The organism is Flavisolibacter tropicus (assembly GCF_001644645.1).
Classification (GTDB): Bacteria; Bacteroidota; Bacteroidia; order Chitinophagales; family Chitinophagaceae; genus Flavisolibacter; species Flavisolibacter tropicus.
In genome coordinates this window covers 1,221,867-1,244,870 of record NZ_CP011390.1, presented here as the reverse complement: position 1 = coordinate 1,244,870, position 23,004 = coordinate 1,221,867, and the positions used below count along the sequence as shown (strand labels likewise).

The following is a 23,004-nucleotide window of genomic DNA, read 5'->3' as shown; positions in this document are numbered from 1 at the left end:
TTTATTATAAGATATTTGTTACTTGATTTTTTCAATAAAAGATTCTTCTGATATCATTCAATATGTTTTTATTAGCTGTTAATTGGTCCGCCTTATTTGCCAACATCGGGCAATTTATTTTGGCTTTCTCTATACTGGTTGTACTCCATGAAATGGGGCACTTCTTTCCTGCAAAATGGTTTGGTTGCCGCGTCGATAAATTTTACCTGTTTTTTAATCCCTGGTTCTCCCTGTGGAAGAAGAAAATAGGAGAAACAGAATACGGTCTTGGCTGGGTACCCTTGGGTGGCTATGTGAAGATTGCTGGTATGATTGATGAGAGCATGGATAAAGAGCAAATGAACCAGCCGGCTCAGCCTTACGAGTTTCGTAGCAAGCCAGCCTGGCAACGTTTGATCATTATGATCGGTGGGGTAGTAGTGAACTTTATCCTGGCACTGGTGCTGTTTGCTATGATCCTTTTTGTTTGGGGTGAAGAGCGCCTGCCCATGAAAAACCTGACCTATGGATTGGCGGCCGATTCATTGGCTACGAATGTGGGTGTTAAAGATGGCGATTTGATCACAGCCATTAATAATAAACCGCTGGCTTATTACAACGACCTTCCAGCTAGCTTAATGTTGAATGAAAAGGCCAACCTGACTATCAACAGAAGCGGAAAGGATACAGTCATTAACCTGCCAGAAGGATTTATAAGTAAGCTAACGCAAAACCAATTGAAAGGTTTTGTTTCTCCGCGTTTCCCTATTATCATTGACAGCCTTTCTGACGATGTAAATTATATCAGCGGTAAACTACAAAAAGGTGATCAGATAGTGGCGCTGAATAATCAGCCTACACCTTACTTCCATGAATTTGAAAAAGTAAAACGCCAGTTTAAGAGCACACCGGTTACACTGAAAGTGTTACGCAATGGCAAAGACACAGTTGATGTTAGCGTAAAAACTACGGAGACGGGTAGTGTAGGCTTTTTCCCTAAAAACGTATTTGTAACCGAGAAGAAGGAATACACGTTTGCGGAGTCTATTCCAGCGGGTATTAGCTTTGGTGTAGATAAGCTAAAAGAATATGTTAGAGGTATAGGGCTATTGTTCACCTCTAAAGAACATAAAGTAAAAGACAACCTAGGCAGTGTGCTTTCCATTGGTAAAACCTTTGGCGGCAGCTGGGATTGGCAGCGTTTCTGGACCATGACAGCCTTATTCTCTATTATCCTGGCCTTCATGAATATCCTTCCTATTCCGGCTCTGGATGGTGGTCACGCACTGTTTACCATTTATGAAATGATCACTGGCCGCAAGCCTAGCGATAAGTTCATGGAGTATGCGCAAATGGTAGGTATGGTACTGCTGTTGAGCTTGATGGTCTATGCTTTTGGCTTAGACATTTGGCGCTTATTTAAGTAAGTACATGACTAGGTAGAATTGAGAAGTAATAATATAGTTTACATAAAAGAAAAGCACTCTTAACAGAGTGCTTTTCTTTTTTTTATTTATTGCCTCTTTAAAACGCTATTATTTATTTACTTGCCTTTAATTGTAAACTGCAATCATTGAGAGAAAGAATAGTAGTTGTTGTAAGCCACAAATGGACTGCAATAGTAATTAGTAGAACTTGCGTTTTCTTTGTTACCAGATTCGCATTACCAGTGCAAATTTGTTCCAAATTTTATTGGTAGTCAATAGTAAATGGAACAAGGAGTTGCATATATTAGATAGTTATCGGCAACCAAAACCATTATGATTTTCGACGATTTTTCCTTCCATGATGCGATAGTTCTTGAAGTAAGAGAAGATACTGCCTCTCAGACATTGGATTTCTTGCTTCACTTTCCTGTAGACTGGGAAAACAACGTATTTGAAAACAAGGTGCTTCGTTTTAAAGATGCTATTGTATACATCAAAAAAGAAATTCCGTTTTTAGGGCGACCCACTATAATGGAAATAAAACAGCTTCATTCACAAAAGCATACATACATGAATGCTTATGGAACTGTTCAAAGCTCAAAACTTAAAGTTGAAATCATGACCAATGCAGGCAGTCGGTTTGTAGAATTTAATGAAGCTGAATTGCTAGATGCCTGAGCTGAGCCGATAACGCAGGTTTCCCGAAATACAGGCTGTAGTATAAACACTCAACCCATAAATTCTATTATCTTTAAATCAGGAACGAGGTTACAGAATCACAGATGCCTGTGCTTCAGAAAGCCTCTCCGTTAGCCGAAATTAACAATCTTCAAGAAAGTGCAAAAGGATTTAAAAGAAAGAGTTGACCATCTTCTATCAGGTCTGGAAAAAGATGAACCAATGCAGGAACTGGAATTTGAAGGAATAATCAAATCATTTGAATTCCGATTTCCTGACTCTTACATTGAGGTAATGAAAGGGTTTAATGGTGGTGAAGGTGAGGTTGGAGAAGATAGTTGGCTGTGTTTTTTTCCTATTACTGAACTCAGGCAGGTTAACATTGATTATGAACTTTTAATGTCTGACATTCCAGATTACTTTCTCTTTGGTAAGGATGCAGCCGATACTGGTTATGCCTTCCATAAAATCAACAGCACATTTCATTCGTTTGGCTTAATGTCCAACTTTGATACTGACCCTATTGCATTCTTGGGGAATGACTTTGTTGCATTCTTAGAGTCATTATACAACTATCGGTATGAGGAGTAAATCACTTCAGCTAACATGAAGTTTACTGCCATAGCGGAAGCATTAAATATCGTTTCTTGTTTCCTCCTGTTAAGGTCTAGAAACAGGAAACTGGGTCTTTTTAATATTAAAGTCGTTGTTATAACTTACCCTAAGCGATATGTATAAACGCTTATATTTTCTATAGAATAATTCTTACATTACAAACCAAAACCAACTGTTTATTTATGGACTTCAAAGACCAAGTAAAGCAACTTGCTGACCGAGTTGCCAAAATGAAGGATAAAATTCAAACTGAAGAAGCTACCAAGAACGCCTTCATTATGCCCTTCATTCAATGTTTAGGCTACGATGTATTTGACCCGTTGGAGGTAGTGCCAGAGTTTGTGGCTGACATCGGTATTAAGAAAGGTGAGAAAGTTGACTACGCAATACTGAAAGATGAGAAGCCAATTATTTTAATTGAATGCAAACACTGGTCGGCTGATCTAAATCCACATAACAGCCAGTTGTTCCGTTACTTCCATACATCTTCCGCTAAGTTTGGTATCCTGACAAATGGGATTGTGTATCGTTTCTACACTGACCTAGTAGAAGCCAATAAGATGGATGAAAAGCCATTCTTTGAGTTTCGCATTGATGACATCAAAGACGTACAGGTAGAAAAGCTGAAGGAGTTCCATAAAAGCTATTTTAATCTAGAGAGCATCATTAATACAGCCAGTGAACTAAAGTTCATGTCAGAATTGAGAGCCAAGATTGTGCATGAAATTAGTGAACCTTCAGATGATTTTACCCGCTACTTTGCCAAGTCGGTATATCCTACAGTGGTAACGGCAAAAGTATTAGAGCAGTTTCGTGGACTGGTAAAGCGTTCCTTCCACCAGTATATTAATGATGCTATTAATGAGCGATTAAAATCAGCATTAGCTACTGACCAACAACGCCAACAAGAGATTGAAAAGGAAGAAATAACAGCAACGGCTACAACAGCTACAGAAGAGAACAAGATTCAGACAACGGCAGAAGAGTTGGAAGCCTTCTACATTGTACGTGCTATCTTATGCTCTAAATTCAATGTTAGTCGTATCACTCAAAGAGACCAACAGACTTACTTCGGTGTTTTGTTAGATGATAATAACCGTAAGCCAATCTGTAGGCTTCACTTCAATGGAAAGAAGAAGCATGTAACCTTCTTTGATACAGGTAAGGAGGAAAAGGTGGAGATTCAGGATAACAACCAACTCTATGAATATGCCTCTCGGTTAATCAAAGGTGCAGAACAGTATGACAAGGTTGTGTTGAAAGCTCCTATTGATGAATTGGGTTAAAATACTATAGCCTAAGACATTAGCCTCTCAATCACGAGAGGCTTTTTAATTATATAAGTCAATTTATGTTTGTTGCCTCTCATGCTTTACTTTTAATTTATTATATATGTTTCAGCCATATCAGACCATAGAATTATTAAGAGACATCAATCCTATGCTCAAAATAGGGATGAAGGGTGTTATTCTTGGCGTTTGGGATGAAGAAACAGTTGAGGTTGAATTTCTGGACAATGACGGTTACAACATTGAGTATAACGGTCAGGTTACTTTTACTTTAAAAGCTAAAGATGTTCACCCATGCTAATTGATCTTACTGAAAAGCAACAGGCATTGGCAGATGCAATGAGTGACATTTCTAAAGCAGGCTACTCTGCTGGTTGGTTACAAAATCTAGAGTATGTTTTATGGGATGCTTTGGTGAATGGTGAACGGGAGTATGGAAGAACCTGCATTACAAAAACTGAAATAGATCATTTGCAACAGTTGTCAAATGCTTGTAATTGTTGGATATACTTCGATGAACAATTAGAGGAAACGGCCATCCATCTGGTAAGCTGGCAGGTTAAATTCAAAGAAGCTATTGAGCGAAACCCTGAGATAATAAATGGATAAGACTAGTTCTGTGACTAAACAAAAGATAAGTAGTATTTATAGCTAGAAATAAATACTCTGAATAAAAACACTATAACTATATGATCTCCTATGATATAAACTGGCTACAACAGCGATACGACAATAACGAAAGTATTGATTACCTATTCTTCTGGGGACACACCAACAAAACAGGAGAGCAGGTTGGCAAGTTTCTTTTCAGCCAATGGTATCCTTCCCACTTTGTTGTTGATGGAATAACCTACCCAACGGCAGAACACAGGATGATGGCAGGTAAAGCCAGGTTATTCAATGATGTAGAGATATTAGAAAAGATTATCAATGCGAATACGCCCAAAGAAGCTAAAGATTTGGGTAGGCAGGTGAAAAGATTTGATGCAACTGCATGGGAGCAGCACTGTTTTACCATTGTTAAGGAAGGCAACTACCACAAGTTTACCCAGAACAAAGGTTATAAGGAATACTTGCTGGCTACGGGCAATAAGGTAATAGTGGAAGCCAGTCCAGTGGATACCATCTGGGGCATAGGACTCACGCAGGATAGTATGCAGGCAAAGAACCCGCACCAATGGCGTGGGCAGAACCTGCTAGGCTTTGCACTAATGGAAGTTAGAGATAGGCTACGATAGTCTTATAAAGCAGCAAAAAGTAAATTAGACTAGAAGGTTAATATATTAGATTGCTAGTGGCAACATTATGGCAACCATACTTAAACTAACAATAACTCTTAGTATTACACTGCTATTAAGTTGTAACAGTCAATCAAATGACACGACTAACAGCAGTAAAAAAGATACCGTAATATCTAACATCAAAAAAGCTGCATTCGTTGACTCACCCCGAAGTTTTATAAAGAACTACGGTGCAGGAAACAGCAACCGCTTATTTGCTTTTGTTGGGGAAAGGGTCTCAGTTGAACCATTGCCTCATGAACAAGGTTCTATGGACAACGGATTTAAAGGGAAATACGCCATTCTGCAAAAAGTGTATGGTGATTTTCCAGAGGACACTATTGAATTTGTCGCCTACGACCATTATGGAAAACCGCCCTTTTCTAAGTATAAAAATGTTTTGCTGTATGTTTCAGCGGACAGCGGTACATATTATCACCAGAAGTACCAATACAATGACGTTTACAAAACCAAAGACGGACGATGGGCGGGTACGTATACAGCCGACGACTATGAACATCCCTACAATAAGCACACGGAAATCAAACCTGTAAAAATAAAATTTGTTGCGAAAGTTACCTTTCCAACGAAAACGGTTGACGATGAAGGGCGACAGCTTGAATATTTATTTCCAAAACCCTATTTTAAAACAGAGGGCGACAGCGCCATTGCTATTTATGGCAATTATGTCGAAGACCTGTTTGCTTTAAAAAAGTCAGGCGTTCTGACCGCCAGAGGATTATTTGTGCCTACTGCCGAGCAGGAAGAAGACATGGTGGAATCAGGCCAACCTGAAGCACCCAAAACGCCACCCAGTGCAGATGATTTAAAATTTCTGGCATTCTGGAAAACCTTTGTAGCAGCAGTAAAAGAACCTGGGATGAAGAACTTCAAAAATATTGCACTGGATACTTTATACGTATGCGACCAACTGCTTCCAGTAGGCAAGTTTATAGATAAATGTTTTGGGGAAGTGATTGATGATGAGGTACAGAAAAGAATTGTTGACAGAACCAAATTGGAATATACCTCCTCAGAGGTAGAATTTTATAATCTGCTTACCTCTCAGGTTAAAAAAGAAATTAAGAAGGTAGGTAGCGGCTACCGGCTAAGGAAAATGGTGGTCACCCGCAGTACCAAAAATAATAATCCACCGAAAATCTACTTTGGTTTTATTGAGACTAAAAAAGGATACCGTCTTTATGAAATAGATCATTACTGGTTTAAGCAATGTTGCCAATAAATTATTTACCGCTGCCAACCTGTTGAGAGCATGGTATTGCTGCACCACATGCTTTGCATTAACTTACATCCGAAATAAATTACCAATAACGATTGAAGAGTAGGCTACAATAACTCAGACGTCCTGTACTGTCAGCAACACCTGTTCAGTTAGCCGCAATTACAACTATTCTCTTATGTTGTGGACAATAGTTATAATCTTACTTGCCTTTTCAGCACTCTTTTTCAGTCTGGGAATAAACTATTATGCTATACTGTTGTTTTCTGTTCTCTCTGCGGATAGACATACTTTTCTCAGATATGGCCTGACTTTCCTGTTAAGTTTAGTAACTGCAATCTTGCTTTTCCTTGGGCGATTTGAAATCATTGAAATGCCTTTGTTATTATATGGAGGTATCACAGGTGTTTCATTTGGTGCTGTATCGCTTCATAAGACTTTTGAAGGCAACATGCGACTAGCTCTTGTACAAGTTGGAGGAATAGTCATCCGATTGGCTTTATACAGTTTTGCAGGAATCGTACTGGCTTATCTATGCCGTATGTTTTTTAATTATGCCTTTACTCAAATGGTTGGCTTGTTTTAGAGAAGCGGCTAACACAGGTGGCTGTTGCACAACTCGGAACTAAAACAGTATTTGTATGTGGTTTTTTGATTTTAGCAAGCGTAGCTTAAGCTGGTTTGTATTTGCTCTCCTCTTCGGCTGTAGAGAACCGGTAGCCAGTACAGCATAACCAGTAGCTGGCCAAGCGTTTTTTCGCCTTTGCCTTCGGCTTCCCCCATCCATTTTAGGAGTCTTTTCAAATTATAACACACGGCGGCCATCAGCAAACACTTGTTGGCCAGCTGGATGCCTCTTGTGTTCACTCGTCGCATCCCTAAAAAGTTCACCAGGGTACCAATCACCGGTTCGACGGTGGCTTGCCTAAGCCGTTTCATACGTTTGGCTTTGCGGGTTTGTAGCCGGAGATGCATCTCATCATAGAGGGGTTTGTCTACAGTGTCTTCAATCTTTTTAAAATCACTTTTACCAATACAGGTTTTTCTCAAAGGGCAGTTCCTGCAATCCAAAGAACTGCTTCTGTAGACCCGCATCTGGTACGTGCCATCATGAGAGTCCTTGATGCGTTTAAAAGGAAGCCTTACTCCCCGGGAGCATTGGTAATAATCCCCGCCGGCAAAATAGCGGAAGCCTTCCCGGGTGGGTTTATATTGCCCAAAGTTGGGGATATAGCCGGTGACACGGTACTGCTTCAGTGCTTTTAGGGCCTCCGAAGAGGAGTAGCCCGCATCGCAGAGTACTTCTTTTACTTTTAAGCCTACCGCCTTTACATTGTCAATGGTATGCCGGAGTAATGAGGGCAAACACTGCGAGTCTTTTTTACTGGCATAGTCGGCCTGTATACAAGTAATAACGTGATGGGCGGTATCGACACTGAGTTGCCCCAAATAGTTTAACTGGCGGGGCTTGCCGGGTTTGACGGCCACACGGGCATCCCCATCGGTAGTGCTGTAGTGGGTGTGGTTGGAGACAAAGCGAGCCCGCCATCCACCACTGGGCCGCCCTTTGTAGGCCTTCCGCTTCCAGCCGTGATGCCACTGCACTTGCTGGTGTTTGAAGACGGAGACGGTTTGCTTTTCTGTTTGCTCTTCGTCCTCTGCATCTTCACCGAGTTCACCTGCATAGGCTTCCCCGTCCTGCACAATTTCTTTTTCTTTTAAGGAGTCCATCGACGCATTGGCTTTGACATGCACCGAGTCCAGGGCCTGGCGTTTGCCCTTCACCATGCCTTGTTGCACACACTGGCGTAAGACCCGTTTGAAGAGTTCTTTAAAGACCTCTTCACCCAGAAGTTGACGCGTGCGGCTGATGGTAGAATGCCAGGGCAGCGGTTCGTCCAGGGAGTAACCGATAAAGTACAAAAGATCCAGGCGCAGGCTGACGGTCTGGATGATTCTTCGATCGCTTAAGAGGTTCTCGAGATAACCAATTAAAATGAGTTTGAAGAACACCACCGGGTCCAGCGATTTGTGGCCCTCACGGCCATAGTACTTTTGGGTGGCTTCATAGAGCCACTCCACATCCATGATTGCTTTTAAGCGGCGGTAGAAGTTGTCACGCGGCACCCGCTCCGAGAGGCGGAAGGAAGCAAGGCGCTTGTCTTGAAAAGGTTTCTTTCCTTGCATGGTTTAATTTACCACTTTTACAGTGGCTTTAGGAGGCTGAGTTGTGCAACAAGCACACAGGTTATCCAAAATACAGGTTGTAGTACATAGGCCGTACAAACCAATTCTGATTATCTTAGTGCAAACGTAAAAGGCATGAACACAGACTGCCTGTACAGCAGCAATACCTTCTCCGTTGTGAAGCAAAGCAAATAGGTATCAAAAAACTAAAGATGAGCCTAGGCATACCAACAGTGCCCCAAAAACAAAAATGCCTCATAAATCATTGATTTGCAAGGCATTTAAGAAACTAATTGTGGAGGTGACCGGAATCGAACCGGTGTCCAAACATGATATCCAAAAGCTTTCTACATGTTTATTTCCGAATTACTTGTAGGGAAATAACAGGAACGGAACAAACCAATTACTTCCTTAGCTGGATGGTCTTAAGCAATGGTCACAGCCTTCCATTGCAGCAGCCTCTATTTGTTTTAAGTCGGCGGCGGCGCTTGGTAAGAGACTAACCTGCGCGGCGGCCCTAATGACTACTTAATCACTGATTAGGCAGCCATGGCATACTGAGTATTGCCATTTGTAGTTTGAATATTCAGATTTACGAGCTAATTATCCAACGCTCGACATGCTTACACTTTCAAAGATCGATGCTGTCAAAACCAAACACCCCCATTGTGTGTTTGTAGATTCCTGATCTAATCAGCAACAGGGCTACCCATTAAAACAGGACAACAAATCTATGCTTTTTCCATGGTATAACCTGCTAGAATATCCTTAAAAGACCCAAAATAACAGGAATACGTTTTAAGCGTTAACGTATACCATCTCTTGGTTAAACCGGTTCAGCCGTGGCAAGCACTTAATAGTGCTCGAATTCCTTTTTGGAAAAAAACGATTGTTCCAGCCTGCGAAACACCTGCTAAAATGAAGAGTAACAATTTTGAGTGGTAAGAAATGAAATTGACTACAACGAAATGAATTAAAAATGAACCTTTATGTGTAAGTAGTGGCGGGCCCAAACAAGAGATATGTCCACATCCTTTGTTTCTTTAATAAGCTGCCAGGTAGAAGCAAAGGCTTTTTTGGGCTAATACAATCAAATCATAGTCTATTTTGTTAGCCTTCCAATGCGCCTCTTGCCTTTGTCACCCTGTACAATATCCTAAGCTTGTCCAAGGAATCATCTGCTTCACCCAAGAACTGTCAGAAATAGGCATTAACGAAATAGCACTGGTAGGGGAGAACTAACAAAATGTACATATAGGGTTAAAACTCTATTTAATAAGCCATACTTAATAGCAGCCCCTATATAGTAGTGAACTATTATAGGAGGAGTATAGGAGTAGTATAGGAGGAGTAGTGAATGTGGAAGGCAGGTAGAGGGCTTTATCTGTGCAGTTGGTACGGACTTACCTACAGAAGAGGTACAGACTAGGTACAGACTAGGTATAGGAGACCAGGGAGAGAGGAGGGAGAGAATAATGAACAAGGAACAAGGAATGATGAATATAGAAGGGAGGAAATGTTCAATGCTCAATTTTCGATACTCAATGTTCAATGAAGAGAGATGGAATTGGGAATTAGGGTATTGGGGATTAGGAGAAAGCCCGGCTCGTGAGTGGTGAGTGGTGAATGGTGAGTAGCCAGCACACGCCCCCGGCCCCTAAAGGGGAGCACCCGCGCACAAGAAGACTCCCGCAGGTAGCGCAGATTGACGCAGAGGAATTAGTGATATTAGAAGTGGCCTACATGTGTATAAATAAAGGATGAAAATCGCTTGTAAGGAAAGGTAGAAATGGGTAGGTTTGCTAAAATAATTAGTAATTAAGGCTCGGGGGATAAGATCCAGGAAGCAAGGGGAGGCCTGGATTTTTAACCTTAGGCTTTAAACGTTTACCTATTAACTCTCCACTTTTTAACCTGTACTCATTATGGCAAAACAAGTAGGCCCCGTCTTCATTACCGGCACCATTGATGGCATCATCTTCTATAAGTTAGGGGACACGTATTACCTGCGTAGCAAGGGGGATTATAAGAGTGCTAAGAGGATGCGCAAGGATCCCGGCCTCAAGCGCACGATGGCCAATGCCGACCGGTTTGGGGTGGCCGCCCGGATGGTGAAGCGCGTGTACTACCGCCAGCTGCCAGGGACCGTGCGCAAACCCGGCTTGTTTGCCAGGCTAACAGGCATGGTCAATAAGTGGTTGTACCAGGGCAAGACCAAGGAAGAGGCCCAGGAACTGCTGCTGGCGCATTGCCAGACACTTGTGCCTGCTGAAAAGACTACGTTGGAGCAGCCTGTTCATTCTACACAAAAGCAAATCACTGAAGCGAATACAAAAGCTTCTTCGCCTTTGCCTATGCCAAAGCCTATAGCGGTTCCCAATAATCGAATGGTAAAGAAAGCGCGATATCTTTCACGCTGGAAGGTAAAACGCTGCGGCCGTCTGCAGGTGCCTCGAAAAGATGTTGCAAGTGTTATGCAGACCCAGCTTACGAAAAGTGATCCTGCTCCTTGCTGATCATAGCAATGTTATTATTCGTGTATCAAAAGGGTGCTTTAAGGGGATGCGATAATTCTATTTCCTTGCGGTTAGTCCTGTTATCCTGGTAAATAATATCTAAGCGGCTTCTATACCCATAGCATATGAATTTTCATTTGATAGAATTTATTAAATGTTACGTTAGCAGACAAAATATTAAAATGCTATCCATATGAATGGTTAGTCAACCTACTATATGTCCTGATATTAGTTGACCATTTTTGATCAGCCCTTTTCTTGACTGCTAAATAAATTGCAGCACATTATTTGTGTTCATTTCCGGGTAATCGTTTTTTCATCAAAAACACTTTTTTATGGCAGAAACTAATTTGGACAAGCAATCCGGTCGTGGTAATGAAAGTAGAAGCAATGATAGCTCATCAGGAAATAGAAATACTTCCCAAAACCAAGAAGATATAAATGTTTCCAATCCACAACGGGGCAGTGAATGGAGTAATTATCAAACCAAGGAGCTGAGCACTAATGAAAAAAGCGATATTAGTGCAGAGGAGGCCGCACAAACCTTTGAAGAAGATGATGAGTAAAAACAATTTGCAAATGAAGGAAGCTGGTTTAAGACCAGCTTTTTTATTTTATGCGAACTGGTGATTATAGCGTTTAGCTGATCATTATCATAATAAAAGCTGAGAAATGCTAGTTTCTATAATTAAAGTTCTTAGCATTTTTGGCAATGGTTTCTAAAGCAGGGAAACATACCCGAAAGCATTTGTATAATAAAGAAGAGGTAAAGTGCTCTATTCTGCAATCACAATTGGTTAAATTTTCTTTTTACAATTTGCTTTTGGTAGCTCTGCTGGGTTTACTCCTAAGATCCTTTCCTTTCCTGCAAAATATTTCTTTAAGCTATAAAAATCTTTTACATGGGCACTCTCACTTTGCTTTTGGTGGGTGGGTTATGCCTGTTATGCTGGCGCTTTTGCTAAAGTATTTTCCTGAAAGTACTAGTAAAGTCGCCTATAAACATTGGCGCAATATTGCTTATTTATTGTTGAGTTCCGCATACGGTATGCTGCTGAGCTTTCCTTTTCAGGGATATGGTGCTGTTAGCATCATTTTTTCAACCTTATCAGTTGGTGCTGGCTTTTACCTAACTATAATTATTTGGAAAGTTTTAAAAGGCGCAAAAACTACAACAAGCACTTCATTTTTACGCTGGGGTGTCTTTTATCTTGCTTTATCTGCTATGGGACCATTTGCCACAGGTCCATTAATAAGCTTGGGATATCAGGGTACACCTATCTATTATAACGCCGTATATTTTTACCTGCACTTTCAATATAACGGTTGGTTTACGTTTGCTGTTTTGGCTCTTTTGTATCGAATGATGGAAAACAATGGCGTTGCTACTAATAATAAAAGGATTTTTCTTTTATTTAATATTGCATGCATTCCTTCTTATATTCTTTCTATTCTTTGGAATCAACCTGGCTTTGTGTTTAATATAGTTGGTGGTTTAAGTGCATTCATACAGCTAGTTGGCTTTTTTTATTTGCTTCAGGATCTGAAGCTTTATTCTAAGAGACACAAAATAGGAGGGTTATTTAAATTAGCTTTTTTCGCTTTCTTTTTGAAATTGGTATTGCAGTTGATCAGCTCTTTTCCTGATACGGCTTTATTAGCTTACCATCAGCGAAATTTTGTAATTGCTTACCTGCACTTAGTGTTATTAGGCTTTATTAGTCTTTTTGTCATTGCTACTATTATTGAGTCTTATAAGATCAGATGGGTTGGACAAATTAAGGTTGGCGTTTCACTCTTTCTATTTTCTTTATTTACAACGGAAAGTTTATTGGTGTTGCAGGCACTAGCCGGTATGTATGGCATTACTTTTCAAAACTACTCGTTACTATTACTCCTGTTTAGTTGTTGCTTTCCATTGGGTATAGTTTTTATAATGCAAGCTGTGTATAAGGCAATCTTTCATCAAAAACCATTTTGGGTCCATACTAAAGAGCCCCTGCATTCAGATAATAATTTAATTGTTCAGTCTTAGTCAGATCATCGTTTTGCAGTTCGTTCATAGCGGCCTGTAAGTTCTCCAAAAGCAATGATATGAGAAGACATGGCCCGTTCTAATTCACTCTTATTTGCCACTGCAGGCAGATCAAGAATGGCATTCAATGCGTATACTTTGAACAGATACCTGTGTGTGCCTTTTGGCGGACAAGGACCGTTGTATCGTTTCTTACGGAAGTCATTTAACCCCTGAATGCCTTGTTCCGTGTTCTCTTTAATTTGATGTGTAATTGGGATATTCCAGACAACCCAGTGTACCCATACGCCTGCTGGAGCATCAGGGTCATCTACAATTACAGCCAGGGTCATGGCTTCTACGGGAATGTGTTCTATGTTTAGTGCAGGGTTTACATCTTCCCCTTCACAGGTGTATTTGGAAGGTATAGCACCTCCTTCCTCAAAGGCTGGGCTGTTTACTTTTAAGACCTTATAATCGATGGCCTTATTTATCTCTGGGTGATTAGAGGTACTCTTCATTTTAATTGGTTTATGGCAATTCAAAGCAACATTGTAAGCGTATCAGTTTCAATGAGTGGCATCAAAAGAAACGCTGATAGCCGTCATTGCTCTAATGGAATAGGTCTGTTAGGTTTGTAGTCTGCTATGTAAATCTTGTACAATAAATGTGATTTTATGGATAAAGTTCATAGTATAGTTTCTCTGAACGACCTATTGGCTTTAGAAGCAAGTCGGATCATGCAAGGTGAAAAAGAGTTAATTCAAGCTTTGCCTACATGGCTTCATCGGATAACATCCTCCCTGTTACGTAATATTCTTTTTCAATATCAATCCTATATTGAGCATCATGCTGAAGAAATGACCAATTACTTTATTAAGCAGTCAGAAACTGCGATTGGAAAAAATAGGGTTATGCGAGCATTGATCGATGATACAAACGAGAAGTTAAGGCATTGTGCTGATGCTGAAATATATGATGCATGTTTATTGGCTGCAGTGCAGGAGATCAATCATTATAAGATTTCCATTTATGGTACCGTTACAGCTTATTTCAATGAGTTAGGGCAAAGAGATACCGCCAGCATATTCCTTAGGGCAGAAAAAGATGAAAAACGTATCGATGAGCAACTTTCAATTCAAGCGCATTCAGATATAAATGAACTGGCTAAAGCTCCAGTCATAAAATAAACGTATGCTACCGCCAAGTAAAACAGATTTAAGTATATCAATAGGTAATAATCGAACTGTATCAGGTAATCTGATATTGCCAGATAATGCAAAGGGGTTGGTCATTTTTTCTCATGGTGGCGCTAGCAATCGATTGAGCCCAAGAAATAAGATGGTTTCAGACTTTTTGGCGCAACAACATTTCGGTACATTTTTATTTGATTTGTTAACCCGGGAAGAGATTAATGATCATGCTAATAGACATAACATACGTTTATTGGCGGAGCGGTTGATTATTGTGAGTGAATGGCTACTGTCTTATGACCAAACAAAAAACATACACCAGGCTTATTTTGGAGCTAGTACTGGTGCTGCCGCTGCTTTGTATGCGGCAGCAGCGGAGGGGTCAGAAATTGCTGCCGTTGTATGCCGTGGCGGCCGCCCAGAACTGGCAATGGAAGTATTGCCAACGCTACAAGCACCTACCTTATTTATCGTCGGTAGCAACGATGATGATGTATTGCTGTTAAATCAAAAAGCACTATCAGTTATGCATTGTCCCAGGCGGCTGGAAGTTATTGCTGATGCTTCCCATTTATTTGAAGAAAAAGGGGCCATGGAAAAAGTTTGCCTTTCCACTGCAGGTTGGTTAGAGCAATACTTGCATCCAATGAAGATGCTATCAAAATAAGCTTGTTGAATTCTCTTCCAGGTAAAGCCTCACTACTATTCTTTATTCAAATCAAGATTTCATGAGAATTTCCTTTCTCAGGCTAATAAAATCTAGAAGGGCAATTTTAGGTATAGTTCTTGATTAATTAGAAACAGTTTTCATAGGGTACGGATTAAAAACGGGCTGAAGTTTCCACTTCGGCCTTTTTATTTCCATTAAGGCATTTGTTTAATACTATTCGGCCTTTTCGCACTTAGTTAAAATGGTAACAATTGGCTTTCACTCTTAGTTAATCTATAGTAAAGTAAAAGACTTTAGTAGCACCTTCTATCAGAGAATGATTGTAAAACTTAGCTTAAGCGGGTTATTTGAACCTAATTAAAATGAGTAAAGGCAATTCCATCTGCTATTTGGAATTTGAAACTTGTTATTAGGAATTTATACTTACCATTTCGGATTCCCCATCACTAGTCTATTCAATTTCTTTTCTGAACGTTCTTTTTAAACGGATATTGGTTACTGGCGCCACAACAAGTGGGAATTTTTCTACGACTACATTGCTGGTGTCTAATCCAAAACCACGTTCTTCCGAAAGGCTTATTTCTTTTAGCCAGAAGTGTAGCCTCATAACCAGGCGCTCAAAGAAGGGGAGTTCATTATCCTGGCTTAAGAATTTTTCCATAACAATAAATGTAAAGTCCCCAATCACATTTCTGCGTTCCAGGCTTTCATAACGGCTGGTAATATTTACTTCACGGTTAGTGACTAGATCCTCCACTACTTTCTGGAAGAGTAGGTTAATACGTGGCTGAACGCGGAAGCCTAAGCGAAATTCAACACGTATTATATCATTGGGAATTACGTGGTCTACCTCGTATTCTAATGTATAGGGATCATCAACTGTATCTACGTGTATGAACCAGTAAATGTCAGCTCTTTTGGGTTTCCTGTTTAAAATGGAGTGAATTATCTTATGCTCAATCTCTTTTGGGTTATCGGCGCTGGTCAGGTATACAAGGTGAGTAGCGTATTTGGGAACAGTGCGATCGTTGCTCAATTCCTGTATCTTGGGAATATAATCCTCAATCCGTACAAATTCCACATACCTGTTTTTGATCTTGCGGGCTTTAAACCAGGCAAACATGATTAAAAACAGGCCGCCACCTACAAAAAGGGCAATGTAACCGCCATGTGGAAACTTTTCAAGGTTTGCTACAAGGAATGAACCTTCAATGGTTACATAGACTATCAGGAATAAATAGATCAAAATAGGTTTTACCCGATGAAGTACCAGGTAGTTTGAAAAAAGTAGTGTAGTTGCCAACATGCACAGGGTAATGGCCAAACCATAAGCAGCTTCCATATTAGTGGCTTTTTGGAAGTATAAGACAATACCACTGCAACCAATGAACAACATGGCGTTGATGCCTGGTACAAAAAGCTGTCCCCGGGCTTCTGATGGGTATTTGATCTTCATCTTTGGCCAAAGATTCAGCCGCATGGCTTCACTGATCAGGGTAAAAGAACCACTAATTAAGGCCTGGCTGGCAATAATAGCCGCACTGGTAGCTATAGCAATACCTATCATCACAAACCAATCTGGCATGATACCATAAAAAGGGTTAAAGCCAGCGGTTATCAACTCTTCCTTTATAGTCTGTCCTCTGTAATGAGATAATAACCAGGCACCCTGGCCAAGGTAGTTCAGGATCAAACAGCTTTTTACAAAGATCCAGGATACACGGATGTTGCCCTTGCCACAATGGCCAAGGTCAGAATATAGGGCTTCAGCACCTGTTGTACACAAAAACACAGCGCCTAGTAGCCAGAATCCTTTGGGGTAGTTGATCAGTAAATTAATGCCATAGTAAGGGTTGAGGGCTTTAAATACACCCAGGTCATCCAATAGATGGCTAGCACCTAAAACGGCCAGCATTACAAACCATACGGACATTACCGGCCCGAACAACCGACCTATAGAAGCGGTGCCAAATTGCTGCATAAAGAACAAGACAGCAATGATGGTTAATACAATTCCAACAATTGTATGATCTCCAATGTTGTGAAAATACTCAATGTTGCGTAAGCCTTCAATGGCTGAAGTTACTGAGATGGGCGGTGTGATCATGCCATCGGCCAAAAGAGCCGCACCTCCAATCATAGCAGGGAATACCAGCCATTTCTGACGGCGCCGCACCAAGGCAAAAAGAGAAAAGATCCCACCCTCACCGCGGTTGTCTGCTCGTAGGGTTAAAATGACATACTTAACGGTTGTTTGTAAGGTAAGGGTCCAGATTACGAGAGACAAAGCCCCTAGTATGAGCTGGTCAGTGACAACCCTATCTTTTAAAACTGCATTTAGTACGTATAAAGGAGAAGTTCCAATGTCGCCATAGATAATGCCCAATGCAACCAAAAGGCCGGCTGCAGAGACCCTGCTATTAATATGTGAACCCATAAAAAGTTTGGCTAGTAGCCGTCATGAGTAAAAATGAAGAGCAAAGGTATATGGAATTAACACATTCAAACATCAGTAGCAAGTTTGTTTATTTATGTTTGGTCACAATTTATTGCCGAGCGGTTGGTTTTATAGAATCAAGGAAAACTGGTTAAAAGTATAATTCGATTGTCTTTTGTATCCTTTAAAGCAAAAAACTAGCCAGTGCAAGCCCCCTGCCAAGCCTATTCTCTTTCCGGACTTTTATTAGCCTCATTGTTACCGCTGAGGAATTCAGCGTTCAAGTGCAACTGACCGTCATCATCCAAAAGTGGTGAGGTTTATCATTGCATTTAATATTTAAGTAATTCAACTTTAGTAGTACGTAAACTGTAGTTGCATGCATCTTGCACTTTCTGCCACTTCAAGGGTTAGAGACATAAAAGAGGCTTTCCATGTAGCTTTTCCGTTTTTAAAACTGGAATTTGGTAAAAAGAATTATAATAAATACAAGAGTGCATTTGTAGACGACGTTACCTCCGATGATACATTGCTTGTAAATATTATTGGCACCATAAGGCAGGACGGGATAGATATAGCACCAACACAGAGTGTAGGAGAGGTGGCTTTAATGTTTCAGCAACAATTTAATTTGCCGGTTCTCGTATTTCGCAAAATGGGTACCGTATGGATAGAAACATCAGAGACCAATAAATTAACCTTGGAAAAGCAAAATCAAATAGGAGAAGAAGCACTTTTACTGATAAAACGCAGTAGAGATATCTATTAAGATGCCACTAACATTCCATTTCAAATAGAAAGGAAATCCACGCATTTCGTTTTTCGTATTACGAATTTTGCTTTTTAGAATTGTTTTCTGGAATTTGGAATTTACTCTTTGGAATTTGCTTTTTTAGATTTCCTAAAAAGCTATTGCTTTATAATCTTTCCATCTTCCATTTCAATAATACGCTGCGTGCCTTCAGCAAAAGCGGGGTCGTGGGTTACAATAAGCAAGGTTTGTTTATATTCTTCAGCCAGTTCCTTAAAAATATTGAATACTAACTCGCTGTTCTTTTTATCCAGGTTGCCTGTTGGTTCATCACCCATTATGATATGCGGATCATTGATCAAGGAGCGCGCAATAGCCACGCGTTGTTTTTCGCCTCCCGACACTTGGTTCGCCATTTTATGAGCTACATGTTCTATGCCCAGTACCCGTAACCATTCCATTGCTTTGTGCTCTACTTCATTGGCAGAGCGGTTGCCCAGTTTTAGCCCGGGTAGCATTACATTTTTAAGTACAGTAAATTCATTTAATAGGTAGTGGAATTGAAATACAAAGCCAATCTTTTCATTGCGGATACGGGCTAGTTGACTTTCCTTTTTATTAGTCATGTATTCATTATCTATTAGTAATTCTCCTTCGTAATCGGTATCCATGGTAGAAAGAATATAGAGTAGGGTAGACTTGCCACATCCCGATTTGCCTACTATTGAAACAAATTCTCCTTTTTTTACTGAAAAGGTAACGTCATTCAAGACCTGTGTGGTTACCGGATCGTGAAAGTACTTATTGATATGTCTTGCTTCCAATATTGTTGCGCTCATGCTATTTGCCTCTTATTATAATAACAGGATCCACCTTGCTGGCTTTGCGGGCAGGAAACCAGCCTGCCATATAAGTAGTGATCAATGAAAAAGACGAACCAATAAAATAAAAGGTCGGATCGTAGTTTATTGGAAAAGTAGTGATTGTAGGTAAGGCTTCTGTAATAAAGGGAATCTGGTCAATGATTACAGAAAGTACAAAGCCAAGTAGTAAACCAACCATGCCACCAAAAAAACCAATGCTTATAGCAATAGATAAAAATATCCGCTTTACGTCTTTGCCTGAAAATCCAGTAGCTTTTAAAATAGCAATGGAATCCATTTTCTCATAGATCATCATATTTAAGATGTTATAAATGCCAAAGCCTGCTACTATCAACAAGGTAATGCCTACCGTATAGGAAATAAGTGTACGAATGAAGTTGCCGGTTTCAAACTGCGAATTGGCTGTTTGTATATCTTCTGCATCTGTATTAAATAATTGCCGGTATTCCTTAGCTACAGCTGGCGCCTCCGCTATATCTTTTAATTTGATATTGATATCTGTTATATAGTTTCCCGGTTTGCCAAGCAGTTTTTGTACAGTGGCAATGGAGGTATAGCTCTGTAATTTATCAAAATCCTGGATGCCCGATTGAAAATAGCCGACAACGCGTAAGGGAAAGCGTTCGCCATTAGCAGTAGTTATTTGCACTACATCACCAATTTCTACATTCAGGTTGGCGGCTAGTGGTTTGCCTAACACAATACTGCTGGATACCGTTTTTAGATCCTGTGCATCTCCTCCAACCATATAGTCGCTAAAATGAAATAGCTGGCTTTCCGCTTCTACATCAATGCCATTGATCATTCCTGTAACATCAATTGTTCCTTCATTAAAAAATACCTGTGTGGTAAGCCGCGGTGCTAGGCCTAATATGCGATCATCTTTTTGTACCGCCTGTATAATGGCACCACTATTATATAGCTCCTGGCGGATGTTGGTTGCTTTTACAGACCTTACAAAGTTGTAATACTGCTTGTATTCAACAGAAGTATTGATAGGTTGTTGTACACGAGGTTTCACTTCATTATACAATCGCACATGCGGGAGTCGGTTAACAATTAAACCATCAAGCATAGCATTTAGGCCAGTCATAAAGCTTAATAGTGTAATAAACATGGCAATACTGAAAGTAACACCTATAGCTGCAACCAGCGTTTGTCGCCACCGGGCTAACAATAAAGATTTAGCAATGCTTAAAATTAACTTAGTGTTCATTTTACAGGCTTAATAATGAAATCAGAAGCAGCCAGTCCCTTTAGTATTTCTACTTTTTTGTAATCTTTCAAGCCTGTTGTCACTTTTATTTTTTCTTTATTGGCTAACATTACGAAAGAGTCGTTGATAAGAAAACTGCGAGGAATAGTCAGTGCATTGGCCTTCGTTTGAATCAGTACGTTTGATTCTACTGTCAGGTTGGGATAAAGTGAAGGTGGTGCTGTAATAAAGGTGGCTTCTACTGTAAAGGAACGAGAGCGCTCATTCATGATCGGGTTGATCTTACTAATGCTGGCTTCAAATGTTTTGCCTTTATAACTGTCCATAGTCACCAATACTTTTTGGCCAAGCCGTATTTGTGCTATATCATATTCATCAACCTGCAGTTCTAACAGAAAGCTTGTAGCGTCTCCTATTATAGCAATTGGAGTCTGCATATTTACCATTTCACCTTTTTCTTTCAAAATATTATAGACTTTACCATTGGTTTCACTCTTAATAGTAAAATCGCTAGCTAGCTTGTTACTGATTTGAAGATTTTTTTGCGATTGCTGTGCTGAAAAGCTTACTTGTCTTTGCAGGTCTCTGTAACGAAGAACTGCAGCCTCATAGGCCGTTTTAGAATTCTGATAAACCAAATCCCGTTGGTCCAGTTCATTGCGTGAGCCTATTCCCTGCGCCCAAAGGTTGTGTTGCCTTACCATGAGCAGCGAGTCGTTGTTCAATTTGCTTTTAGTCAGGTCAATATTGATCCGTAGTTCTTGTAGCTTATCTGCATTGGCACTTACAGATGTGTAATCGGCAGCCAGTCGTGCGTTCTCAGCACTCAATTGTGCTGTTTCGTTTTCAATACGGATGATCGGCGTTCCTTTTTGTACAAGATCACCTTCTGTTACCATTATGTCCTTTATAAGACCATTAGAGGTTGAAAAAACCTGGTATTGGTTTTTGCTTTTAACGATACCAGAGGCGTAAACCGATTCGGTAATGTTTTCAATAGTGGGTTGTGTTTGCTCCTGCTTGCTTTTACAGGAAATGAGTAGGAGTAGGAAAACTAACGGTGATCGTAAAAGGTACATGGTCTGGCTTTAAAATTGGGTACTGTAAAACTAAAGCTAATGTGCTTGTAGTGCTATAGTCAAAATTGCTTCTTAAATCAGTTTTATGGCTATTTCTGTTTTTACATATTGATAGGGTTGATGATTATTTGTTAATACAGTTATTACTTCTATTCAAACACTATAAGGTGGCCAAATGCCCGGTAGGATCAGGTACTGCAACGTGAGTAGCATAGTAAGCTGCTCCTAGTAAAGCTAATTTGTCATTGGCCAATACATGAATAGGAATTGCTTCCAGAAAGGCGTGTAGCCGCCCGCTGCTACAAAAATTTCTGTGGAAAACATGTTTGTCCACCAAGTGACTGTTCTGTCTTAATAAACTGCCTCCCAAGAAAATGCCACCCGTGGCTTTTAACTTTAAAGCTATGTTGGCACTTTCGTATGCCAGGTAGCGGAAAAAATGCTCCATGGTTTCATTGCAAATAGAACAGGCTGTAGCATATTCGCCAATTACTTCAGCCGGGTTATGAACCAGTAATTTTTCAGCCAGCCAGGCAGGTTCCTCCCTTTCTTTTTTGTCACGTAGAAATTGAAAGATGGCGTAAATACCAGCTTCGCTAATAACACGTTCCCAACTTACATGACTAAACTTCTTCTGTAAATACGTGTAAAATTCAACATCTAAAGGTGTGCGTGGAGCAAAATCGCAATGACCTCCTTCTGTTGCAAAAGGGTAATGGCTTTCTCCATCCCAAAACAGTCCGGCTTCTCCCAATCCTGCTTCAGGTGATAGGACGGCCATGTTTCCTTGTCCACCTTCATTTCCCATATAAATTGTATGAATGTCTTCTGGTTTTAGCGTTCCTAAACCAAAAGCCATTGCTTCAATATCGTTAAGCAGGAAAACAGGAGTGTTATCCCACAGTTGAGATAAATGAGCAGCGTCAATCTCCCAATGCACATTGGTTAGTACTACTTTGTCGTTCTGCACGGGTCCTGCTACTCCCAGGCTAATTACTTCGGGCCTTTCAGTTCCTTGGCTGAAGGCTTGCAGCATTTCATGAATGCTTGCAAAATCTTTAGTATGAAATCCTTGTTGATTTAATACCGAAAAACTATCTCTATTAAAGCGGATTAAAGCCAAATTAGTTTTGATAGCCCCAATATCACCTGCTAGCAGTGTTATGTTTACAAATGGTTTGCGTGTTTTGGATATGAAAACCGGTTTCATACTTAATAGTTTAAAGCCTCAGTTATTGACAGTACTGCTTTGTGTCTATTTACAATGGCGGTGAAGCCGGTCTGTATTGTTCAGCTTAGACTATTTAGTACGTTAATAGCTGAGTAAACTGGGTTTAAAAATAGATATCCCTGTCTGCATACTCAATGAATGAAATCAGTAGTTCAATTGATAACGATCACTTATAACCTCTTTCCGTCAGTTTAATAGAGTGGTGCATTTAGCGTTCACGTTATAAAAAATGCTAATCTTCTACGAGGTCGTGATCTAATGTAAGATCTCTACAGGGTAGTGGGAATAAGCTGTTCCTTAAGGATAAGGATGACAACT

22 protein-coding genes and 1 other RNA gene are annotated in these 23,004 nt (G+C 40.2%); 15 read left to right on the top strand and 8 right to left on the bottom strand.

Annotated elements, in window-relative coordinates:
• Positions 1–62 precede the first annotated feature (62 nt).
• The 9 genes from rseP to SY85_RS25405 all read left to right on the top strand — a co-directional run bounded on the left by rseP (position 63) and on the right by SY85_RS25405 (position 7,094).
• Positions 63–1,406 carry an RIP metalloprotease RseP gene (gene rseP / locus SY85_RS05090; RefSeq protein WP_066402107.1) on the top strand — a complete coding sequence of 448 codons (1,344 nt, stop codon included), beginning with the start codon at positions 63–65 and terminating at the stop codon, positions 1,404–1,406.
• Between the two features lie 333 nt (positions 1,407–1,739).
• Positions 1,740–2,084, top strand: a complete 345-nt coding sequence (locus SY85_RS05085; protein WP_066402106.1) for a hypothetical protein — start codon at positions 1,740–1,742, stop codon at positions 2,082–2,084.
• A gap of 159 nt (positions 2,085–2,243) precedes the next feature.
• A complete protein-coding gene (locus tag SY85_RS05080; RefSeq protein WP_066402105.1) occupies positions 2,244–2,675 on the top strand; it encodes an SMI1/KNR4 family protein in 432 nt (143 codons plus the stop codon).
• A gap of 206 nt (positions 2,676–2,881) precedes the next feature.
• Complete coding sequence (locus SY85_RS05075; RefSeq protein ID WP_066402104.1) at positions 2,882–3,985, top strand: type I restriction endonuclease; 1,104 nt, start codon at positions 2,882–2,884, stop codon at positions 3,983–3,985.
• A gap of 106 nt (positions 3,986–4,091) precedes the next feature.
• Positions 4,092–4,289, top strand: a complete 198-nt coding sequence (locus SY85_RS05070; RefSeq protein WP_066402103.1) for a hypothetical protein — start codon at positions 4,092–4,094, stop codon at positions 4,287–4,289.
• Positions 4,283–4,597: a hypothetical protein gene (locus SY85_RS05065; RefSeq protein WP_066402102.1), complete on the top strand. Its 315-nt coding sequence runs from the start codon at positions 4,283–4,285 to the stop codon at positions 4,595–4,597. The genes SY85_RS05070 and SY85_RS05065 overlap by 7 nt, the downstream gene beginning before the upstream one ends.
• Before the next feature lie 80 nt (positions 4,598–4,677).
• On the top strand, positions 4,678–5,226 hold the full coding sequence (locus SY85_RS05060) for an NADAR family protein (RefSeq protein ID WP_099459371.1): 549 nt from the start codon (positions 4,678–4,680) through the stop codon (positions 5,224–5,226).
• A gap of 67 nt (positions 5,227–5,293) precedes the next feature.
• A complete protein-coding gene (locus SY85_RS05055; protein WP_066402101.1) occupies positions 5,294–6,511 on the top strand; it encodes a hypothetical protein in 1,218 nt (405 codons plus the stop codon).
• A 370-nt stretch (positions 6,512–6,881) separates the two neighbouring features.
• Positions 6,882–7,094, top strand: coding sequence for a hypothetical protein (locus tag SY85_RS25405; protein ID WP_148661119.1), 213 nt, complete (start codon positions 6,882–6,884; stop codon positions 7,092–7,094).
• Between the two features lie 71 nt (positions 7,095–7,165).
• Here SY85_RS25405 and SY85_RS05045 read toward each other — a convergent pair whose 3' ends face one another.
• Both SY85_RS05045 and ssrA read right to left on the bottom strand, forming a co-directional pair.
• Positions 7,166–8,695, bottom strand: a complete 1,530-nt coding sequence (locus SY85_RS05045; RefSeq protein ID WP_066402099.1) for an IS1182 family transposase — start codon at positions 8,693–8,695, stop codon at positions 7,166–7,168.
• Between the two features lie 293 nt (positions 8,696–8,988).
• Positions 8,989–9,360: a transfer-messenger RNA gene (gene ssrA / locus SY85_RS05040) on the bottom strand.
• Between the two features lie 1,260 nt (positions 9,361–10,620).
• On the opposite strand from ssrA, the gene SY85_RS05035 reads away from it, so the two are divergent.
• The 3 genes from SY85_RS05035 (at position 10,621) to SY85_RS05025 (ending at position 13,246) form a co-directional block, all read left to right on the top strand.
• Complete coding sequence (locus SY85_RS05035) at positions 10,621–11,211, top strand: hypothetical protein (protein WP_066402098.1); 591 nt, start codon at positions 10,621–10,623, stop codon at positions 11,209–11,211.
• A gap of 335 nt (positions 11,212–11,546) precedes the next feature.
• The gene (locus SY85_RS05030; RefSeq protein WP_066402097.1) at positions 11,547–11,777 is read left to right on the top strand and encodes a hypothetical protein; all 231 of its coding nucleotides are present in this window, start codon (positions 11,547–11,549) and stop codon (positions 11,775–11,777) included.
• Between the two features lie 146 nt (positions 11,778–11,923).
• Entirely contained in the window at positions 11,924–13,246 is a 1,323-nt protein-coding gene (locus tag SY85_RS05025; protein ID WP_066402096.1) for a hypothetical protein, read from the top strand.
• A gap of 5 nt (positions 13,247–13,251) precedes the next feature.
• Here SY85_RS05025 and SY85_RS05020 read toward each other — a convergent pair whose 3' ends face one another.
• Complete coding sequence (locus tag SY85_RS05020; RefSeq protein ID WP_066402095.1) at positions 13,252–13,746, bottom strand: YbhB/YbcL family Raf kinase inhibitor-like protein; 495 nt, start codon at positions 13,744–13,746, stop codon at positions 13,252–13,254.
• A gap of 156 nt (positions 13,747–13,902) precedes the next feature.
• On the opposite strand from SY85_RS05020, the gene SY85_RS05015 reads away from it, so the two are divergent.
• Positions 13,903–14,415 (top strand): YciE/YciF ferroxidase family protein, encoded by a 513-nt coding sequence (locus tag SY85_RS05015; protein ID WP_066402094.1) that lies wholly within the window; start codon positions 13,903–13,905, stop codon positions 14,413–14,415.
• A 4-nt stretch (positions 14,416–14,419) separates the two neighbouring features.
• Positions 14,420–15,085: a dienelactone hydrolase family protein gene (locus SY85_RS05010; protein ID WP_066402093.1), complete on the top strand. Its 666-nt coding sequence runs from the start codon at positions 14,420–14,422 to the stop codon at positions 15,083–15,085.
• Positions 15,086–15,539: 454 nt separating this feature from the next.
• On the opposite strand, the gene SY85_RS05005 is transcribed toward SY85_RS05010, so the two are convergent.
• Complete coding sequence (locus SY85_RS05005; RefSeq protein WP_066402092.1) at positions 15,540–17,525, bottom strand: KUP/HAK/KT family potassium transporter; 1,986 nt, start codon at positions 17,523–17,525, stop codon at positions 15,540–15,542.
• A 379-nt stretch (positions 17,526–17,904) separates the two neighbouring features.
• On the opposite strand from SY85_RS05005, the gene SY85_RS05000 reads away from it, so the two are divergent.
• The gene (locus SY85_RS05000) at positions 17,905–18,294 is read left to right on the top strand and encodes a hypothetical protein (RefSeq protein WP_066402091.1); all 390 of its coding nucleotides are present in this window, start codon (positions 17,905–17,907) and stop codon (positions 18,292–18,294) included.
• 140 nt (positions 18,295–18,434) lie between these two features.
• Here the strand turns inward: SY85_RS05000 and SY85_RS04995 are convergent, their stop codons facing one another.
• The 4 genes from SY85_RS04995 to SY85_RS04980 all read right to left on the bottom strand — a co-directional run bounded on the left by SY85_RS04995 (position 18,435) and on the right by SY85_RS04980 (position 22,665).
• On the bottom strand, positions 18,435–19,115 hold the full coding sequence (locus tag SY85_RS04995) for an ABC transporter ATP-binding protein (RefSeq protein WP_066402090.1): 681 nt from the start codon (positions 19,113–19,115) through the stop codon (positions 18,435–18,437).
• A gap of 1 nt (position 19,116) precedes the next feature.
• A complete protein-coding gene (locus SY85_RS04990; RefSeq protein WP_066402089.1) occupies positions 19,117–20,376 on the bottom strand; it encodes an ABC transporter permease in 1,260 nt (419 codons plus the stop codon).
• Complete coding sequence (locus tag SY85_RS04985) at positions 20,373–21,455, bottom strand: efflux RND transporter periplasmic adaptor subunit (protein ID WP_066402088.1); 1,083 nt, start codon at positions 21,453–21,455, stop codon at positions 20,373–20,375. The genes SY85_RS04990 and SY85_RS04985 overlap by 4 nt, the downstream gene beginning before the upstream one ends.
• 160 nt (positions 21,456–21,615) lie before the next feature.
• Positions 21,616–22,665, bottom strand: coding sequence for a glucokinase (locus SY85_RS04980; protein WP_066402087.1), 1,050 nt, complete (start codon positions 22,663–22,665; stop codon positions 21,616–21,618).
• Positions 22,666–23,004: the final 339 nt, after the last annotated feature.

Coding starts and splice junctions, on each gene's coding strand:
- SY85_RS05060 (WP_099459371.1), top strand. CDS start 4,678: ATGATCTCCTATGATATAAACTGGCTACAACAGCGATACGACAATAAC.
- SY85_RS05020 (WP_066402095.1), bottom strand. CDS start 13,746: ATGAAGAGTACCTCTAATCACCCAGAGATAAATAAGGCCATCGATTAT.
- SY85_RS05055 (WP_066402101.1), top strand. CDS start 5,294: ATGGCAACCATACTTAAACTAACAATAACTCTTAGTATTACACTGCTA.
- SY85_RS05045 (WP_066402099.1), bottom strand. CDS start 8,695: ATGCAAGGAAAGAAACCTTTTCAAGACAAGCGCCTTGCTTCCTTCCGC.
- SY85_RS05075 (WP_066402104.1), top strand. CDS start 2,882: ATGGACTTCAAAGACCAAGTAAAGCAACTTGCTGACCGAGTTGCCAAA.
- SY85_RS05025 (WP_066402096.1), top strand. CDS start 11,924: ATGGTTTCTAAAGCAGGGAAACATACCCGAAAGCATTTGTATAATAAA.
- SY85_RS05015 (WP_066402094.1), top strand. CDS start 13,903: ATGGATAAAGTTCATAGTATAGTTTCTCTGAACGACCTATTGGCTTTA.
- SY85_RS05065 (WP_066402102.1), top strand. CDS start 4,283: ATGCTAATTGATCTTACTGAAAAGCAACAGGCATTGGCAGATGCAATG.
- SY85_RS04990 (WP_066402089.1), bottom strand. CDS start 20,376: ATGAACACTAAGTTAATTTTAAGCATTGCTAAATCTTTATTGTTAGCC.
- SY85_RS04995 (WP_066402090.1), bottom strand. CDS start 19,115: ATGAGCGCAACAATATTGGAAGCAAGACATATCAATAAGTACTTTCAC.
- SY85_RS05000 (WP_066402091.1), top strand. CDS start 17,905: ATGCATCTTGCACTTTCTGCCACTTCAAGGGTTAGAGACATAAAAGAG.
- SY85_RS05070 (WP_066402103.1), top strand. CDS start 4,092: ATGTTTCAGCCATATCAGACCATAGAATTATTAAGAGACATCAATCCT.
- SY85_RS05030 (WP_066402097.1), top strand. CDS start 11,547: ATGGCAGAAACTAATTTGGACAAGCAATCCGGTCGTGGTAATGAAAGT.
- SY85_RS05010 (WP_066402093.1), top strand. CDS start 14,420: ATGCTACCGCCAAGTAAAACAGATTTAAGTATATCAATAGGTAATAAT.
- SY85_RS04985 (WP_066402088.1), bottom strand. CDS start 21,455: ATGTACCTTTTACGATCACCGTTAGTTTTCCTACTCCTACTCATTTCC.
- rseP (WP_066402107.1), top strand. CDS start 63: ATGTTTTTATTAGCTGTTAATTGGTCCGCCTTATTTGCCAACATCGGG.
- SY85_RS05085 (WP_066402106.1), top strand. CDS start 1,740: ATGATTTTCGACGATTTTTCCTTCCATGATGCGATAGTTCTTGAAGTA.
- SY85_RS04980 (WP_066402087.1), bottom strand. CDS start 22,665: ATGAAACCGGTTTTCATATCCAAAACACGCAAACCATTTGTAAACATA.
- SY85_RS25405 (WP_148661119.1), top strand. CDS start 6,882: ATGCCTTTGTTATTATATGGAGGTATCACAGGTGTTTCATTTGGTGCT.
- SY85_RS05005 (WP_066402092.1), bottom strand. CDS start 17,525: ATGGGTTCACATATTAATAGCAGGGTCTCTGCAGCCGGCCTTTTGGTT.
- SY85_RS05035 (WP_066402098.1), top strand. CDS start 10,621: ATGGCAAAACAAGTAGGCCCCGTCTTCATTACCGGCACCATTGATGGC.